This window comes from Streptomyces sp. NPDC037083, assembly GCF_055606485.1.
The window spans coordinates 32,060-45,652 of sequence record NZ_JBVJSQ010000017.1; the positions used below are offsets into that span (position 1 = coordinate 32,060).

The window sequence follows — 13,593 nt, forward strand, 5'->3', positions numbered from 1 at the left end:
TCCATGGTCCCCCCGCGGTCAAGGGGACCTCGGCGGCGAGCGGGGCCGAAAGCGATCCGCATGACTCGCATGAAGTCGGGTAGCCGCGCGCCCATGGCTCGACCACACGCAAACCGATCAGGAACCGACAACAGATCCCACCGCGACCCAAGCCGCCGCTCCCTGCTCGCGGGAGCGGTGTCGCTGGGCGTGGCGGGAAGTCTCGGGGCGGTCGGCTGCAGCCGTGTCCCGGACGGCGGAAAGGTGCTGGGAGGAAGCCTCCTGGACACCTTGCGGCGTCAGGGATCCGTGAAGATCGGCATCGCCAGCGAGCCGCCCTTCGGATACGTCGGGGACGACGGACAGGCCACCGGAGAGGCGCCCGCGATCGCGAAGGTGATCTTCAAGAGGCTCGGCATCGACGACGTCACGCCGGTGCCGGTGGACTTCGGCGCCCTCATACCCGGGCTGAAGGCCCGGCAGTTCGACGTGGTGTCCGCCGGGATGTACATCAATCCGATCCGCTGCGAACAGGTGCTGTTCGCCGACCCGGACTACCTGATGCTGGACTCCTTCATCGTCAAGAAGGGCAATCCGCACGGCATCAAGACGTACGAGGACGTCAAGAAGAAGGGCCTCAGGCTCGCCTCCGGCAAGGCGTACGCGCAGATCGACTACGCCAAGGCCGCGGGCATCGGCGACGTCCTGGTCCTGCCGGACCAGGTGGCCGGCCTCGACGCGGTGGCCCAGGGCCGGGTGGACGCCTTCGCGGGCACCCGCATCACGGTCAGGTCGGCGGTGGAGGGTTCGGGGCGTGTGTCGGCGACCGAGCCGTTCCAGCCCGTGGTCGACGGCAAGCCCGCCTACGGCGCGGGCGGATTCGCCTTCCGTCAGTCCGAGAAGAACTTCCGCGACGCGTTCAACAGGGAACTGCTGAAGCTCAAGCAGAACGACTACAGGGAACTCCTCGAGATCGTCGGCCCCTTCGGTTTCACCAAGACCGACATGACGGACCTCACGGCGAAGGAGCTGTGCGGCTGATGATGAGTTCACAGTTCTTCACCACCTGGTTCCTTCCGGGCATCTGGGTCACCGTCCAGGTGACCGTGTACGCCGCGGCGCTCGGCGCCGCCATCTCGTTCGGCATCGGCCTCGCCCGGGGCTCGCAGTACTGGATCGTCCGCTTCCTCGCCGGCGTCTACTTCGAGGTCTTCCGCGGGATGTCGGCGCTGGTGCTGATGTTCTGGATGTTCTTCGCGCTACCCCTCTTCGGCTGGCAGCTGGTGCCCATGTGGGCCGGCGTCAGCGCGCTGGGCCTGACCTACGGCGCCTACGGCTCGGAGATCGTCCGCGGTTCCCTGGCGGCCGTTCCCGCGGCGCAGAAGGAAGCGGGCGTCGCGCTCAACTTCACCCGCCTGCAGCGGCTGCGGCTGATCGAACTGCCCCAGGCCTGGCCCGAGATGGTGCCGCCGTTCAACAACCTGCTGATCGAGCTGCTGAAGGGCACCGCCCTGGTCTCGGTCATCACCGTGGCCGACATGACCTTCGCCGGGAATCTGGTGCGGCTCGGCACCAACGAGACCACCCCGGTCTACACCCTGCTGCTGGTCCTCTACTTCGTCCTCGCCTTCCTCATCACCCGCGGTATGCGGCTGCTGGAGCGCAGGGCGAAGGCCGGGATCGGGCAGCGGCCGCAGAAGTCCGGCGGCATCGGCAGGAAGCCCGGCGCCCGCGGCGAGAGCCTGCGGGCCGGCACGCAGTCCGCGGGAGGTACGGGATGAACTGGGACTGGAACGTCGTGGACGACTTCATGCCGCGGTTCTGGGACGGCGTGCTCGTCACCCTGCAGGCCCTGGCCATCGGCACGCTGATCGCCTTCGCGCTGGGCCTGGTGTGGGCGCTGGCCCAGCGGTCGGCGCGGGCCTGGGTGCGCTGGCCGGTCGTCGCCGTGACCGAGTTCATCCGCAACACACCGCTGCTGGTGCAGCTCTTCTTCCTCTTCTACGTGGTGCCGAACTTCGGCCCGTCGATGTCGCCTCTGACCACCGGCATCGTCGGCCTCGGGCTGCACTACTCCACCTACACCGCGGAGGTCTACCGCGCGGGCATCGACGGCGTCCCGGCCGGCCAGTGGGAGGCGGCCACCGCGCTGAGCCTGTCCAAGGGCCGCACCTGGCGGGTGGTGATCCTGCCGCAGGCGATCCGCCGCGTCGTCCCGCCGCTGGGCAACTACGTCATCGCCATGCTCAAGGACTCCCCGATGATCGCGACCATCGGCGCCTTCGACATGCTCGGCGAGGCCCAGACCTTCAGCAACGAGACCTTCACCACCGAGGCGCTCACCGTCGTGGGCGTGGCCTTCATCGTCATCGCCTACCCCGCCTCCCTCCTGATCCGAGTCCTGGAGCGACGCCTTGTCCGCTGACACCAATCCCGCACAGACCACCGACGCCCTCGCCAATCCGCCGGTGGACGGCAGCGAACTGATCCGCTTCGACCAGGTCACCAAGCGCTTCGGTGACAACACCGTCCTCGACCGGCTCGACTTCTCCGTCGACTCGGGCAAGCACGTCACGCTGATCGGCCCGTCCGGATCCGGCAAGACGACGATCCTGCGGCTGCTGATGACCCTGGCCACGCCCGACGAGGGCACGATCAGGGTGGGCGGCGACTACCTGACCCACGAGGAGCGGGGCGGCAAGCTCGTCCGGGCCGGCGAGAAGCACGTCCGCGAGGTCCGCAAGAACATCGGGATGGTCTTCCAGCAGTTCAACCTCTTCCCGAACATGAAGGTGCTGCGCAACATCACCGAGGCTCCGGTGACCGTCCTCGGCCTGTCCAAGGACGAGGCCGAGCAGCGCGCCCGCGAGCTGCTCGAACTGGTGGGCCTGAGCGAGCACATCGACAAGTACCCCACCCAGTTGTCCGGCGGCCAGCAGCAGCGGGTGGCGATCGCCCGGGCGCTGGCGATGCGGCCGCAGGTCCTGCTGCTGGACGAGGTGACCTCCGCGCTGGACCCGGAGCTGGTGGTCGGCGTCCTGGACGTGCTGCGGGACATCGCCCGCACCACCGACATCACGATGCTCTGCGTGACCCACGAGATGAGCTTCGCCCGGGACATCTCGGACCAGGTCCTGATGTTCGACGCGGGCCGCGTCATCGAGTCGGGCCCGCCGGAGAAGATCTTCAGCGACCCGGAGCAGGAGCGGACCCGGGAGTTCCTCAGCGCCGTGCTGTGAGCTCGGGGCGGCGTCCCTCGGCCACCGTCGACGGGTACGGCGTCCGGGGCCATCGCCCACCGCGGCCGCCGTCGACGCCCATCACGGCCGGGGTCGTCGCGCCCCGCGCCCGCCCGCCGACACCCAACGCGGCCGCGGGCGCCGCACACCGCGCCCACCCTCGTCGCCCATCACGGCCGGGGTCGTCGCGCCCCGCGCCCGCCGTGGCCGCGCACCCCGGCCGGCCCCGCCGCGCACCGCGCCCGCCGCCGACACCCAACGCGGCCGAGGCCGCCGCACACCGCGCCCACCCTCGACGCCCACCACCGCCCGGGTCGTCGCGCACCGCGCCCGCCGCCGACACCCAACGCGGCCGAGGCCGCCGCACACCGCGCCCACCCTCGACGCCCACCACCGCCCGGGGGCGCCGCGCACCGCGCCCGCCGCCGACACCCAACGCGGCCGAGGCCGCCGCGCACCTCGGCCACCCTCGACGCCCACCACCGCCCGGGTCGTCGCGCACCGCGCCCGCCGCCGACACCCAACGCGGCCGAGGCCGCCGCGCACCTCGGCCCACCCTCGTCGCCCACCACCGCCGGGGGGCGCCGCGCACCGCGGTCGGGCCCGCGTTCGGGTGCCACGAGCCGTGGCGGCCGGTTCGGCCGTGCCCGGCGCGCCCGGTCCGGGTCTCGGCTGCGAGGCCCGGATCCGCCACCGGCATATGCCTTCGGAACGATCGCGCTGCTGAGGGGGGTGCAATCCCCTCGACCCCCTCCCCACAGGCCTGTTGCCCGTTATGGTGGAAGCGGTTCACTGACCGGATTGCGGCCCACTACAGCAAGCGCAGCCAGACACAGCTGGCGCAGGGGGAACCGTGGCGCTGAAGCACGAGCCGACCGCGCCGTACCACTCGGCCCAGGAGGCGCTACGCGTCCTGGACACGATGGCACGGCACTCCACCGGTGTCACCGACGCCGAACTCGCCCGCGAAAGCGGCCTTCCCGCAGAGCGACTGACCACGCTCCTGCGCATGCTGCGCCGCGAGGGCTACATCGAGCAGATCGCCGACGGGGCCTACGTCACCGGGGACGCCCTGGCCCGCCTGGGCTCCGCGCACCACCACGAGCAGGCCCTGCGCGACAAACTCCAGCACACCCTCGACCGGCTCCGCGACTCCGTCGGCGCCGCGGTCTACATCAGCCGGTACGTCGACGGCGAGGTCACGATCACCCAGTACGCCGACGGCCCGGCCACGCCGTCCGTCAACGAGTGGTTCGACTTCCGCTCCTCGGCGCACGCCACCGCGCTCGGCAAGAGCCTGCTGGGCCAGCTCGACCACAACGGCCGGCGCGACCACCTCTCCCGGCACAAGATGGCCCGGCTCACCTCGCGCACCATCACCAGCGACAAACTGCTGCTCTCCCGTCTGGAGGCGCAGCCGCCCACGGTCCCGGTGCTCGACCTCCAGGAGTACGCGATCGGCACGGTCTGCGCGGCCGTCCCGATCACCGCCGGCTCCACGGCCGGCTGCCTGGCCCTGTCCCTGCCCATAGCCCACGCCCACCGGCTCCGGCAGGCCGCCGAGACCCTGAACAGGAACGCGGCGCCCGTGCTGCTGTCCCTCGCGATCTGAGCGCCGTCCCGGGGGTGCCGTCGGGTGGTCCGAAGCACCCTCGGGGACCAGGTATTATTTTCTTCGTCGCAGGCCGCCGAAGGCGGAGGGCGAGAGTCATGCGCCGCTAGCTCAGTTGGTTAGAGCAGCTGACTCTTAATCAGCGGGTCCGGGGTTCGAGTCCCTGGCGGCGCACAGACGAAGGGCCTCTCGTGCACACGAGGGGCCCTTCCGCTTGCCCCGCCGCCTCCTGTTCCGACAGCCTCCGGTAGCCCGCCTCCCCCGGTGGCCGCCACCACACCGGATCGGCGCACCGCACGCCCTCCCTCCGCAGCAGCGCCCGGTGGATCTTGTTCGTGGCGGTGACGGGCATCCGCTCGACCACCCGCACGAACCGGGGCGCCATCTTCGTCCCCAGGTCGGGCTGGGCGAGCAGGAAGTCGGCGAAGCCGAGCGGATCGAAGGTCCCGGCCAGCGCCGCCATCACCTGGTCCCCGGTCACCGGGTCCGGCACCGCGTAGACGGCTACGGCGGCCGCCCCCTCGTAACGGGCGAGGATGTTCTCGATCATCGCTGCGGCCAGGTTCTCGCCGTCGACCCGGAGCCGGTCGTCGGTGCGGCCGGCGAAGTAGAGGAAGCCGTCGCCGTCACGGCAGAAGAGGTCGCCGGTCCAGTACTCGCCGTCCGCGCGGCGCCGCTCCGCCTCCGCCGCCGGGTTGCGCCAGTAGCCCTCGAAGGGGTTCGGCCCCCGGTTGACCAGTTCCCCGATCGCCTCGTCGCCGTTGAGCAGCCGGCCGGCCGCGTCGAACACGGCCGGCGGACACTCGGCGCGCGTCCGCGGGTCGAGAACGACGAGTCCGGGCCCCGCCCGTCCCACGGCCCCCGCCGGCGTCCCCGGCGACCACTGCACCGCCGCCCCGCCCTCCGACGAGCCGTAGCCCTCCACCAGCCGGACGCCGAACCGCCGCTCGAAGGCCGCCGCGTCCACCGCGCCCGCCTCCGTGCCGAAGCCCAGCCGCAGGACGTGCTCCCGGTCGTCGGGACGCGGCTCGGTGGCCAGGACGTACTGGATCGCCCGGCCCACATAGGTGAAGTACGTGGCCCGGTAGCGCCGCACGTCCGCCAGGAACCCCGAGGCCGAGAAGCGACGGCGCAGCGCGACGCCGGCGCCGGCCGCCAGCGCGGGCGCCCAGTCGGCGATCACCGCGTTGCCGTGGAACATCGGCATGCAGACGTAGTGCACGTCGTCCGGGCCGACGCGGAACTGCCCGGCCAGGGACCGTCCGGCGGCGGTCAGCCGGCCCTGGGTGCAGATCGCGGCCTTCGGGGCGCCGGCCGAGCCGGAGGTGAAGTACAGCAGGAACCGGTCGGCGGGGGCGGCGCGGGAGGGGTCGGGCCGGGCGTCCGCGTACGGGGCGAGCAGGTCGTCGTACTCGGGCGTGCCGGTGACCAGCAGACGGACTCCGGGCAGGTCGAGACCCCGGAGGAAGGGCAGGTGGGTGTGCTCGGTGATCAGCAGCCGGCATTCGGTGTGCAGGACGTCCCGGGCCAGCTCGGGTCCGCGGCGGGTGGGATTGATCCCGGCGACGGCGGCCCCGGCGAGGGCGGCGGCCGACAGCCAGAGCGGGAACTCCGGGGTGTTGTCCAGCAGCACCCCGAGGTGCGGCGGTCCGCCCGGCGGCAGCAGGTCGGCCAGCAGCGCCGCGCGGGCCGCGGCGCCGGCGGCGGCCTCGTGGTGGGTGAGGACGGTGTCCGCCCACCACAGTCCCGGCCGGTGGTCGCCCCACCGGGCCGCTACGAGTTCGGCGACGGTACCCCTGGTGGACTCCATGGACGCGCACGGTAGTTGACGTGCCGTCAGATGTGGAGAGGCGGGGGAGCCGACGTCAGGGCATCAGGCCGTCCGTCTCGGAGAAGACCGCGTGGGCGATGACCATGAAGCCGGCGCAGAAGACGATGAACACGGCGAAGAAGGCCACCAGACAGCCCGTGCCCGCGGCGAGCCTCCCCCGGCTCGGCGCGTGGGCCGTGGCCCCCTCGGGGTGCTCCGGCGTGTAGTACACGGTGACGATGTCGCCCTCGATGGTCGTGCCCGGACCGCCGCCCTCGTCGAAGCGGAAGGCGCGGCCGTCCCTCGCGGTGAACTCGTAGACGTGGTGCAGGGTGGTGCTCACCGAGGTGTCGCCGCCCCCGCCGCTGGTGCTGGTGTACGTGCGCAGACAGCGGCCCTCGGCCGTGACCCCGCTGTCCCAGGCCGCCCTGAGCTGCCGGTTCCGGCCGAGGGCCTTGTAGAGGAAGAAGAGCGCGCCGGCGATCATGATCGTCGGAATGACGTAGAACAAGGCTTCCATGAGCTCCCCCGATGTCCCGGCGCCGGCCTGGTCTTGCCGGCGTGCACGGAACGTACCGCCACACGGGGCCGGGGGAGCTCAAGCGATGCTCAGAACGTGACGTCGGAGCAGGCGTAGAAGGCGTTGGCCGTGTCGGCGATCGTCCACACCGCGACGATCATGTGACGTCCGCTGAGCCCGGACGGCAGCGTGCCGCTGTGGGAGAGGGTCGAGGGGGGCCGCTGACCGCCGTAGGGAACGGTCAGGAACGGGGTGAGGTTGAGGTCGGAGCGGGCCAGGTTGTGGTTCTGGTTCCAGCCCTGCCTGGTGACGTAGTACGTGAAGTCGGTCGTGGCGTGCATCGCGGTGAACTGCCAGCGGAAGGTGTAGCTCTGACCGCCGGTCACCCTGGTGGCCGGCCACGCGCCGCCCGAGGGCGTCCTCGGGCTGTCGAGCTGGGCGAAGCGCGTGTTGTTGCCGGAACAGATCCGGCCGTCCGCCGCGCCGGAGGCCGGGAAGCCCTTCGGCCCCTCGACGCTCTGCGGCTCCCACTGGATGTCGCCGCAGTTGGCGACGGAGCCGTTCTGGCAGAGCTTCTGCCGGCTGACGGGGAGGTCGGTGTAACCGTGACCGCTCGCGCCCCCGGCGGTGAGCACGAAGGCTCCCGCCGTGGCGAGCCCGAGCGCGGCGGCGTACCACTTGGTCTTTCCGCTGATCCCTGGGTGGGCTTTTCTGCGCATGCTGGCGCTCCTGGAGAACGTGGGGAGTTCAGGAGTTCAGTGAGCTGTGCCGTGCAGGTCTAGACCAAGTTCGAGACTATGGGCGTTTCTTGGTCATGTCCAGACCAATCACGCCTGCTCCTGCCGGCCCGCGCAGAAGGCGACCGTCAGGTCCTTCACCAGCGCCTTGCGCTCGTAGTCGTCGAGCTCCACGAGCCCCCGCATGGTCAACCGGGTCACCGTGTCCTCCACCGAGTCGACCACCGAGGTCAGCACGGTCGCCCGGTGCTGGGCGTCGAGCGCGGCGATCCGGCGGCGGTGCATCGCGGCGGCCACCTCGGGGGCGTACTCGACCCGCAGCGGCTGCACCGAGAACACCTCCAGTCCGATCGCGCCCGCCTCCCGCGCCACCAGCCTGGTCAGCGCCTCCCCGGTCGCCTCCAGCGAGCCGCGTCCCGCCCCCGGCGTCTCCACCGGGATCCGGGCCAGCGCCGCCTCGACGCACTCGCGCAGGTACGTCTCGTGGTCCTCGACGCCGAGGGTGGCCCGCGCGGTGTCCCGCACCCGCCACACGACCAGCGCCACCACCCGCAGGGCCACCCCGCTGCCGTCCGCGGCCGCCATCGGCTCGCTGCGCCAGTGCCGCAGCCGCACGTCCACCCGGCGGCGCAGCAGCAGCGGGTTCACCCACAGCAGCCCGGTGCGCCGCACGGTCCCCCGGTAGCGGCCGAACAGGCCGAGCACCCAGGCCCGCCCGGTCCGCCCCCGAGCGAGGCCGCCGAAGCCGAACAGCCCCAGCCCGCCCGCGCCCGCGTACGCCGCCCACTGCGCCGGACCGAGCCCGGCGCCCGCGAGCTCCGGCAGCCGCAACGCCTGCCCCGCCAGCGGCGGCAGCACACCGGCCCACCACGAGGCGGCCACACAGCCGGCCGCCCCGCACACCCCGGCGAACACGCCCGCGACGCCGGGCAGCACCCGGGCCGGCCGCTCCACCAGCTCGGGGTCCACCTGCGCCGCCGGCCGGGGCTTGGCCGGCGTCGGACGGCGCAGCCGCGGCTGCTCCCCGGTGCCCGCCCTGCTCCCCACCACGGCGGGCCCGAGCGGCACCGACCGCGGTTCCGGCTCGTCGCGGAAGAGCAGGTGGACGGGGATCTCGGTGGTCGCCTCGTTCTGGATGAGCCGGGTGGGCCTGGTCGGCCCCTCGGGCTCGGGTGTCTGTGAAGTGGGCGTGTGCATTGCGTGCCTCCAGCCTCCGCGCCAGATACGCCATGACAGTGAGTGGGCCCCGGCAGCGTGCGGGCCCCCGGGCCGCTCCCGGAGCCGGTCTACGAGAAGAGCCGCCGCCAGGTCTCCGGGCCCGGGTAGCCGTCCGCCGCGCCGCCGCGCCAGCCCTGGGCGCGCTGGAAGGCCTCGACTCCTCGCCGGTCCGCCTCGCCCCAGCGCGGTCCCGGCCCCGACGTGTAGTACCTGCCGAACCCTTTCTTCACCAGCTGCCTCCCCAACTGCGTGACGTACGCGCTCTGCGCCCCGGGGCGGAAGGCCGCCCGGCCCGGATACGGGGGAACGCGCGACGCCGAGGGAGCGACGGGCGGCCCGGCCGCACCGGCCCCTGTGCCCGTCCCACTGCCGGTACCTGTGCCGGGGCCGGTGCCGGTCCCGCTGTCTGTGCCGGGCGCGGGGGGCCGGCCGTTCCCGGACGGGGAGCCGGTCCCGCTCCCGGTGCCCGGCGCGCTTCCGGGTCCCGTCCCGTTCCCCGAGCCGGAGACGCCTGATCCTGATCCTGCTCCGGCCCCGGTCCCACCCCCCGGTCCGGCCGGGTCCCCGATGTTCCTGCCCTGGCCGGTGACGAGCAGCGACCAGGTCCTCGGACCGGGCAGCCCGTCGGCGGCGGCGCCGCTCCAGCCCTGGGCCCGCTGGAAGGCCTGGGTGGCCCTGCCGTCGGCGGCCGACCAGCGGGGGCCGGGGCCCGTGCTGTAGAAGCGGCCGGCGCCGCGCTCGACGAGGAGTTGGCCCAGCAGGGTGACGAACCGGTTGTTCGCGCCCGGTCCGAAGGCCGCCCGCCCCGGGAACGGCGTCGCCGCCGCGCTCCCGCCGAGGGATTCCCTCCCGCCGCCGGCGGCGGCGGCCTGTTCCCCGGTGCTGCCCGGAGCGGGCGCGGTGAGCCCCTTGTAGCGATAGGGGACGTAAAGGCCGGAATGGCTCCAGTAGGCGTACGGGGTGGACTGACGGCGAGTGGTCGGGCGGGTCTGCTCGTAGGCGATGTAGTAGCTGTGCGTGTAGTCCGTCCAGCCGCCGAAAACGACTACGTGCGAGCCTTTCTCGGGGTCGGACGAATTATGGAAGAGCAGAATGTCGCCGGGCTGGAGTTCCTCCTTGGAAATCCTCGTCCCGTACTGGTGAAGGCTGCCCGTCCACTCGTTGCCCGGCAGGTTCCAGGCCATGGAGACGAAGCCCGAGCAGTCCTGCCGGTAACCGTCGGACCAGTAGGCGCTCATGCTGTAGGGCACTTCCGCCGAGACCCATTGCTTGGCCCGTCTGATGATGTCCGCCCGGGTCGTCGGGGGCGTCCTGACCGGCCCCGCCACGTTTCCGGGATGCGCCGACTGCCCGGCCGGTCCGTGCAGCGGCGCCCTGCGGCCCTGCGGAGTCGCGGGTTCGTCACCTGCGGGAACGCCCGGCCGGTCGGGCGCAGGCGGGGCCGCGAGGGCGGGCGCCGCATGAGCGGCGCCGAGCGCTGCGGCCGTCGCTGTGGCGACGACCAGGGCGCGGTGGGCGGACGGGTGACCGCCGGACGAGGCGGGCGGACAGGGGCGGATCATCCGTCGCCGCGTCACACATCCGGGGCAGTCGCAGTCGCTCTCGGGATCGAATTCCTCGAATACCGGAGTCTCCATGCGATTCCTCTCACACTCCAGATGAAAATGTCCGCGCCTGCGCACGCTCGCAGTTTCTCAACTGTCCTCCGGACGCGCATGCTGACGGTCCGAACGATGTACGCCGGGCGCGGCCGGCCCATTCGCGGGCCCGTCGGCCCCGGGCGGACGGTGCGGGTGGTCCGGGGCACCCTCATGGGTCCTGTAGAGTTGTCCCGTCAGCAGGCGCCGCTAGCTCAGTTGGTTAGAGCAGCTGACTCTTAATCAGCGGGTCCGGGGTTCGAGTCCCTGGCGGCGCACAGACACCGAAGGCCTCTCGCGAGAGCGAGGGGCCTTCGTCCGTTCCGGCCGGCCTTTGACGGGAGGGGACCGGGGCCGTTCCCGAGAGCGGCGGCAAGCAGTCGTCAACGCACCCTTCACGGGGTAGGCCTACTGCAGAGCCCTGGCCATCTCTTGACTCTCCGCGCCTCGCAGCCTCCCGCGCCGACGCCGGGTCATTCCCGCAACCCGAGCGCGCGCGGTCGAGGACCGGTCCGGTCGGCGGTTTCGGGGGAGCGTGCCGCCGACCGGGCCAGGGTCCGCCGCCTGCGGCGCGACCCGGACGAGGCCCCGGGTGACATCCCGTCAGACGGCGATGCCCGTCAGGTAGGCCGACACGATCACGTTGGCGGTGTAGCTGCGGCTGGCCGGGTCGAAGGCGCCGCCGCAGGTGATCAGGCGCAGCTCGGCGCGGTCCGGCCTTCGGGAGCCGTAGGCCTGCCGGGCGTCGAAGCGATCGCGCCGGACGACCTCGACGTCGTCCACGGTGAACTCGGCTACCTTCCCGTCGTCGCGGACCACGCGAACCGTCTCACCGCCCTTGAGCGTGCTGAGCTTGTAGAAGACCGCGGGCCGGGTCTCGGTGTCGACGTGTCCCACCAGCAGGGCGGCGCCCCTGGCGCCGGGTTTCGCGCCCTCGGCGTACCAGCCGACGACGCCCGGCTGGTCGAAGGGCGGCGGATCGACCGCTCCCTCGGCGTCCAGGCCGCGGGCGACGACCGGGGCCTGCACGCCCAGTTCCGGGATGTCGACGCGCCGCGGCAGCGCCTGACCCAACGGCTTCGCCGCTGGCGGGAGGGCGGCGTCCGGCGGACGGCCCACCGCGGCCATGTCACCGGTGGCCGGGGCGGCCGTGCCGTGCCGCACGTCCGTCACCTCACGCCCCCACAGCCACAGGCCGCACAGCAGCACCGTCCAGGCCACGCCGGTGAGGAACCGGCCCGAGAGGCGTTCGCGGTCCGGCATGGGTCAGTCCGTCCCATGTCTCCGGCGCGTTCCGCGGTACACGACGGCGGCAGCGGCGACGCCCGCCAGCACCAGGCCGACGACCGCCTGCACGGTGCCGGGGCCGCGGCCGTCCACCCGAACCTCCTCGACCGAGGCCAGCGGCGCGGTGCCGCCGCCGCCCGCGCGGACCGGAGCGACGGGAGAGGCGGGGACCGCCGCGGCGGACGAACCGTCCGAGGCCAGCGGCTCCACGTCCGACGGCTGCCGCGACGAGTCGTCGGACGACGGCCCGACGACCTGGATCCGGCCCTTCACCTTGAAGTCGACGCAGGTGATCTGCACGTCGTAGGAGCCCGCCGCGATCGAGGAGCGGACCCGGGTGTCGCCGACGAGCGCGCCGCCCGCGACGACGAGCCGCGCGTCCGCGACGAAGGCGGCCGAAGCCGCCGTGGCCGTCCTGCCGCCGCAGCCGCTGACCTTCAGCGTGACGTCGGAGCCCGGCGAGGGCGTGGACGGCGTGACCGAGACGCTGCCGCCGCCCGGGCCGCCTTCGCCCGACGCGTACGCCGTGGGAATGAGCACCGCGGCGACGACCGCGACCCCCGCACAGACAGTGACCTTCAGTGAGCCCATCGTGAACCTCCAGCTCTCTGGAGACTCCCCCGCCGCGCCCCGGGGCGCATCCGCTGGCGGGGTGTCACTGCTCCGTACGGGTGGGTTGCGCGTCGTCAGGCGTTTCAGATCCGGTCGACGAGATCCGCGATCGAGTCCACGACCTTCGACGGACGGTAGGGGAAGTCCTCGACCTGCTCGGGCCGGGTCAGACCGGTGAGGACCAGGAAGGTCTGCATCCCGGCCTCCATGCCCGCCAGCACATCGGTGTCCATGCGGTCGCCGATCATCGCGCTGGTCTCGGAGTGGGCGCCGATCGTGTTCAGCCCGGTGCGCATCATCAGCGGGTTGGGCTTGCCCGCGAAGTACGGGCTCTTGCCGGTCGCCTTGGTGATCAGCGCGGCGACGGCCCCGGTGGCCGGCAGCGCGCCCTCGGCGGAGGGGCCGGTCTCGTCGGGGTTGGTGCAGATGAAACGGGCGCCGTCGTTGATGAGCCGGACGGCCTTGGTCATGGCCTCGAACGAGTAGGTGCGGGTCTCGCCGAGGACGACGTAGTCGGGCTCGTGGTCGGTGAGGATGTAACCGATGTCGTGCAGCGCGGTGGTCAGACCCGCCTCGCCGATGACGTACGCCGTGCCCTCGGGCCGCTGGTCGTCCAGGAACTGGGCGGTGGCCAGCGCGGAGGTCCAGATGTTCTCGATCGGCACGTCCAGGCCCATCCGCCGCAGGCGGGCGTGCAGGTCGCGCGGGGTGTAGATCGAGTTGTTGGTGAGGACCAGGAACGGCTTTCCGGACTCGCGCAGCTTCTTCAGGAACGCGTCGGCGCCGGGGATCGGTACACCCTCGTGGATGAGCACACCGTCCATGTCGGTGAGCCACGACTCGATGGGCCTGCGGTCTGCCATGTGCGGGGTCTCCCTGCCGTACGCGAGTACGCGGTTGCTGTGCGTGCACGCGGTCGCTGCGCGCGCCCCAGCCTAGTCA

General features: G+C 72.4%; 13 protein-coding genes and 2 tRNA genes. 7 read left to right on the forward strand and 8 right to left on the reverse strand.

Annotated features, from left to right (window positions below):
• The first annotated feature begins 93 nt into the window (after nucleotides 1-93).
• The 6 genes from ehuB to ACZ7DE_RS35415 all read left to right on the forward strand — a co-directional run bounded on the left by ehuB (nucleotide 94) and on the right by ACZ7DE_RS35415 (nucleotide 5,004).
• Nucleotides 94-1,020, forward strand: coding sequence for an ectoine/hydroxyectoine ABC transporter substrate-binding protein EhuB (gene ehuB, locus ACZ7DE_RS35390; protein WP_470768507.1), 927 nt, complete (start codon nucleotides 94-96; stop codon nucleotides 1,018-1,020).
• Nucleotides 1,020-1,760: an ectoine/hydroxyectoine ABC transporter permease subunit EhuC gene (gene ehuC, locus ACZ7DE_RS35395; protein WP_470768508.1), complete on the forward strand. Its 741-nt coding sequence runs from the start codon at nucleotides 1,020-1,022 to the stop codon at nucleotides 1,758-1,760. The genes ehuB and ehuC overlap by 1 nt, the downstream gene beginning before the upstream one ends.
• Complete coding sequence (gene ehuD / locus ACZ7DE_RS35400; RefSeq protein WP_470768509.1) at nucleotides 1,757-2,404, forward strand: ectoine/hydroxyectoine ABC transporter permease subunit EhuD; 648 nt, start codon at nucleotides 1,757-1,759, stop codon at nucleotides 2,402-2,404. The genes ehuC and ehuD overlap by 4 nt, the downstream gene beginning before the upstream one ends.
• Nucleotides 2,394-3,218, forward strand: a complete 825-nt coding sequence (gene ehuA, locus ACZ7DE_RS35405) for an ectoine/hydroxyectoine ABC transporter ATP-binding protein EhuA (RefSeq protein ID WP_470768510.1) — start codon at nucleotides 2,394-2,396, stop codon at nucleotides 3,216-3,218. The genes ehuD and ehuA overlap by 11 nt, the downstream gene beginning before the upstream one ends.
• Nucleotides 3,219-4,071: 853 nt before the next feature.
• Nucleotides 4,072-4,830: an IclR family transcriptional regulator gene (locus ACZ7DE_RS35410; RefSeq protein ID WP_470768511.1), complete on the forward strand. Its 759-nt coding sequence runs from the start codon at nucleotides 4,072-4,074 to the stop codon at nucleotides 4,828-4,830.
• 100 nt (nucleotides 4,831-4,930) lie between these two features.
• A tRNA-Lys gene (locus tag ACZ7DE_RS35415) sits at nucleotides 4,931-5,004 on the forward strand.
• Here ACZ7DE_RS35415 and ACZ7DE_RS35420 read toward each other — a convergent pair.
• The 5 genes from ACZ7DE_RS35420 to ACZ7DE_RS35440 form a co-directional block, all read right to left on the reverse strand.
• On the reverse strand, nucleotides 4,970-6,640 hold the full coding sequence (locus ACZ7DE_RS35420; RefSeq protein WP_470768512.1) for an AMP-binding protein: 1,671 nt from the start codon (nucleotides 6,638-6,640) through the stop codon (nucleotides 4,970-4,972). The genes ACZ7DE_RS35415 and ACZ7DE_RS35420 overlap by 35 nt on opposite strands.
• A 55-nt stretch (nucleotides 6,641-6,695) precedes the next feature.
• Entirely contained in the window at nucleotides 6,696-7,160 is a 465-nt protein-coding gene (locus tag ACZ7DE_RS35425; RefSeq protein WP_470768513.1) for a DUF3592 domain-containing protein, read from the reverse strand.
• An 89-nt stretch (nucleotides 7,161-7,249) separates the two neighbouring features.
• A complete protein-coding gene (locus ACZ7DE_RS35430; protein ID WP_470768514.1) occupies nucleotides 7,250-7,879 on the reverse strand; it encodes a lytic polysaccharide monooxygenase auxiliary activity family 9 protein in 630 nt (209 codons plus the stop codon).
• A gap of 108 nt (nucleotides 7,880-7,987) precedes the next feature.
• Nucleotides 7,988-9,094, reverse strand: a complete 1,107-nt coding sequence (locus ACZ7DE_RS35435; RefSeq protein WP_470768515.1) for an SPFH domain-containing protein — start codon at nucleotides 9,092-9,094, stop codon at nucleotides 7,988-7,990.
• A gap of 89 nt (nucleotides 9,095-9,183) precedes the next feature.
• On the reverse strand, nucleotides 9,184-10,752 hold the full coding sequence (locus tag ACZ7DE_RS35440; protein ID WP_470768516.1) for a peptidoglycan-binding protein: 1,569 nt from the start codon (nucleotides 10,750-10,752) through the stop codon (nucleotides 9,184-9,186).
• 204 nt (nucleotides 10,753-10,956) lie between these two features.
• On the opposite strand from ACZ7DE_RS35440, the gene ACZ7DE_RS35445 reads away from it, so the two are divergent.
• Nucleotides 10,957-11,030: transfer RNA gene (locus ACZ7DE_RS35445), tRNA-Lys, on the forward strand.
• Between the two features lie 325 nt (nucleotides 11,031-11,355).
• On the opposite strand, the gene ACZ7DE_RS35450 is transcribed toward ACZ7DE_RS35445, so the two are convergent.
• From ACZ7DE_RS35450 to ACZ7DE_RS35460, 3 genes are all read right to left on the reverse strand, one after another.
• Entirely contained in the window at nucleotides 11,356-12,015 is a 660-nt protein-coding gene (locus ACZ7DE_RS35450; protein ID WP_470768517.1) for a class F sortase, read from the reverse strand.
• Nucleotides 12,016-12,018: 3 nt separating this feature from the next.
• A complete protein-coding gene (locus ACZ7DE_RS35455; protein WP_470768518.1) occupies nucleotides 12,019-12,630 on the reverse strand; it encodes a hypothetical protein in 612 nt (203 codons plus the stop codon).
• A 104-nt stretch (nucleotides 12,631-12,734) separates the two neighbouring features.
• Nucleotides 12,735-13,514 (reverse strand): HAD-IIA family hydrolase, encoded by a 780-nt coding sequence (locus ACZ7DE_RS35460; protein ID WP_470768519.1) that lies wholly within the window; start codon nucleotides 13,512-13,514, stop codon nucleotides 12,735-12,737.
• Nucleotides 13,515-13,593: the final 79 nt, after the last annotated feature.

What these genes read in the sequence shown, in the direction of transcription:
- ehuB (WP_470768507.1), top strand. Translation starts at nt 94, where the DNA reads ATGGCTCGACCACACGCAAACCGATCAGGAACCGACAACAGATCCCAC.
- ehuC (WP_470768508.1), top strand. Translation starts at nt 1,020, where the DNA reads ATGATGAGTTCACAGTTCTTCACCACCTGGTTCCTTCCGGGCATCTGG.
- ehuD (WP_470768509.1), top strand. Translation starts at nt 1,757, where the DNA reads ATGAACTGGGACTGGAACGTCGTGGACGACTTCATGCCGCGGTTCTGG.
- ACZ7DE_RS35420 (WP_470768512.1), bottom strand. Translation starts at nt 6,640, where the DNA reads ATGGAGTCCACCAGGGGTACCGTCGCCGAACTCGTAGCGGCCCGGTGG.
- ACZ7DE_RS35425 (WP_470768513.1), bottom strand. Translation starts at nt 7,160, where the DNA reads ATGGAAGCCTTGTTCTACGTCATTCCGACGATCATGATCGCCGGCGCG.
- ACZ7DE_RS35430 (WP_470768514.1), bottom strand. Translation starts at nt 7,879, where the DNA reads ATGCGCAGAAAAGCCCACCCAGGGATCAGCGGAAAGACCAAGTGGTAC.
- ACZ7DE_RS35435 (WP_470768515.1), bottom strand. Translation starts at nt 9,094, where the DNA reads ATGCACACGCCCACTTCACAGACACCCGAGCCCGAGGGGCCGACCAGG.
- ACZ7DE_RS35440 (WP_470768516.1), bottom strand. Translation starts at nt 10,752, where the DNA reads ATGGAGACTCCGGTATTCGAGGAATTCGATCCCGAGAGCGACTGCGAC.
- ACZ7DE_RS35450 (WP_470768517.1), bottom strand. Translation starts at nt 12,015, where the DNA reads ATGCCGGACCGCGAACGCCTCTCGGGCCGGTTCCTCACCGGCGTGGCC.
- ACZ7DE_RS35455 (WP_470768518.1), bottom strand. Translation starts at nt 12,630, where the DNA reads ATGGGCTCACTGAAGGTCACTGTCTGTGCGGGGGTCGCGGTCGTCGCC.
- ACZ7DE_RS35460 (WP_470768519.1), bottom strand. Translation starts at nt 13,514, where the DNA reads ATGGCAGACCGCAGGCCCATCGAGTCGTGGCTCACCGACATGGACGGT.